We start from the raw sequence: 2,733 nt of genomic DNA, 5'->3' as shown, positions 1-2,733 counted from the left end.
CGACCAGCAGGTTAAGATCCGCGGTTTCCGCATTGAACCGGGAGAAATTGAAGCCCGGTTGGCAGAGCACCCAGCGGTGCGTGAATCTGCCGTGTTGGCATTAGGGGATGCGCAGGATAAGCGTTTGGTGGCTTATGTGGTGGCAACAGCGGATGAGGGGCTGGCAAATAGCCTGCGTACTCATCTGAGCGCTATTTTACCGGATTATATGGTACCAACGGCTTTTGTGCGGCTGGATGCACTTCCGTTGACCCCGAACGGTAAGCTGGATCGCCGGGCGCTACCGGCACCGGATAATGAAGCGGTTGCTCGTCAGGTTTATGAAGCGCCACAAGGGGATATGGAAATCGCCTTGGCCGCGATTTGGCGTGAAATCCTGGGGGTTGAACAAATCAGCCGGCATGACAATTTCTTTGCCCTGGGCGGCCATTCGTTGCTGGCGGTACGGGTGATGAACCGTGTCGCGGCGCTTGGTGTCGAACTGTCGCTGGCGACCCTGTTTAAATCCCCTACTTTAATGGCTTTTGCTGAGGTCATGCAGGCCCGGTCTGGTCAACCTGACCCTACTCTGCCGGCCATCGTGCCGATATCCCGTGAGGGTGAGCTGCCGCTGTCATTTGCTCAACAGCGCCTGTGGTTTCTGGCACAGTTTGAGGGCGTTAGCGAGACTTATCATATCCCGATGGCCCTGCGCTTACGTGGTCAACTGGATATCATGGCCTGGCAAAAGGCGCTGGATACCTTGTTTGCCCGTCATGAAGCGTTACGCTCTGTCTTTGTCTCTATTGAGGGGCAGCCACAAGTGCAGCTGTTGGCACCGGATAGCGGCTTGCTGCTGTCTCAACATGACCTGCGTGGGCTCCCGGATGCGGAGGGGGTTCTTGAGCGTCTGTGTGCTGAGGAAGCGCGCATATCATTTAACCTTGACCGTGGCCCGCTGATCCGCGCTGGTCTGATCCGGCTCACCGATGACGAATACCGGTTCCTGCTCATTCAGCATCACATTGTTTCCGATGGCTGGTCTGTCGATGTGTTGATACGTGAACTGAGCGCACTCTATACGGCGTTTTTGGCCGGGCAACCGGATCCGCTGCCCCCGTTGGCGATTCAATACCCGGATTACGCCGCCTGGCAGCGTCAGTGGTTGCTGGCGGAACGGACCCAAATGCAATCCGATTATTGGCGTACGATATTGGCTGATGCCCCGGTTCTGCTGGATTTGCCCACTGACCGGCCCCGTCCGCTGGAGCAGTCATTTGTTGGGCATGCCGTGCCGGTTAATCTGGATACGGCATTAACGACCGCGCTTAAACGCCTGAGTGAGCAACACGGTGTCACGTTATTTATGACACTGTTGTCTGCCTGGGCGGTGGTCCTGTCGCGGTTGTCAGGTCAGGACGATGTGGTGATTGGCACACCGAGTGCAGGCCGCAGTCGTCAGGAAGTGGAGTCGCTAATCGGATTCTTTGTCAATACGCTGGCGTTGCGTGTTGATTTATCGGGTGAGCTGACGGTGACGGAGTTGTTGGCGCGGGTGCGACAGACCGCTTTAGCGGCCCAGGAGCATCAGGATTTACCGTTTGAGCAGGTGGTGGAAATCGTGCAGCCGCCGCGCCAACTGGCGCATACGCCGTTGTTCCAGGTAATGTTTGCCTGGCAAAACAATGAGAACACGGCCTGGCAGTTACCGGGTCTGGCCGTGTCACCGGTCGATCAGGTTTCTGAGATTGATATTGTCAAATTTGATCTTGAACTGAATCTGTCAGAACAAGAAGGTCGGATTGTCGGTGCGTTGAGTTATGCCACCGCCCTGTTTGATCAATCGACGATAGAGCGGCAGGTGGGATATCTGCACGTGGTGTTGCAAGAGATGGTCGCTCACGCTCAACAGCGGATCGGGGAAATTGATATCCTGGCACCGTCGGAGCGCAGGCTGTTGCTGGAAACCTGGAACGCGACGGAAACCCCTTATCCTGACGCGTTATGTATCCATCAGTTGTTTGAACAACAAGTGGAGAAAACCCCGAATGCCACAGCGTTAGTGTATGAAGAACAAACTCTCAGTTATGCCGAATTAAATGCCCGGGCTAACCGGCTGGCCCATCAGCTAATTGCTCTGGGGGTAGAACCGGACCAGCGGGTGGCGATTTGTGTGGCGCGTTCACCGGCAATGGTGGTCGCGGTATTAGCGGTGCTGAAAGCTGGTGGTGCCTATGTGCCACTGGATCCGGTCTATACCGGGGAGCGTCTGACTCATATTCTGACCGATGCGGCCCCGGCTATTTTGCTGGCGGATAATACCGGACGTGATGCGCTGGACGAGAAAACGTTGGCTGCGCTGACCGTGCTTGACCCGAATACCCTGCCTGAACAGCCGGATAGTAACCCGCAGGTCCCTGGGCTGACAGCCCGGCATCTGGCGTATGTGATTTACACCTCTGGCTCGACGGGGACGCCGAAGGGGGTGATGGTCGAGCATCGTAATATCTTGCGTTTGTTTGAAGCGACTGAATCCTGGTATCACTTTAACCGGCAAGATATTTGGTGCCTGTTGCATTCCATTGCCTTTGATTTCTCGGTATGGGAATTATGGGGAGCGTTACGTTACGGTGCAAAACTGGTTCTGGTGCCACACGCGATCGCCCGTTCACCTCAGGAGCTGCATCAATTTGTGTGTCAGCACGGTATCACCGTGTTGAATCAGACGCCGAGTGCTTTCAAAGCCTTTATTGC

General features: G+C 55.6%; 1 protein-coding gene. It reads left to right on the top strand.

What is annotated here, in order from left to right; all coding sequences use genetic code 11:
* The coding region (locus ACGF7G_RS21985; RefSeq protein WP_387468391.1) for a condensation domain-containing protein at positions 1–2,733 on the top strand (2,733 nt) is incomplete at both ends.

This window comes from Photorhabdus sp. RM323S, assembly GCF_042879375.1.
Classification (GTDB): Bacteria; Pseudomonadota; Gammaproteobacteria; order Enterobacterales; family Enterobacteriaceae; genus Photorhabdus; species Photorhabdus tasmaniensis.
Note: the sequence above shows the minus strand (reverse complement) of the source record. Positions and strands in the feature narration are given on the sequence as shown.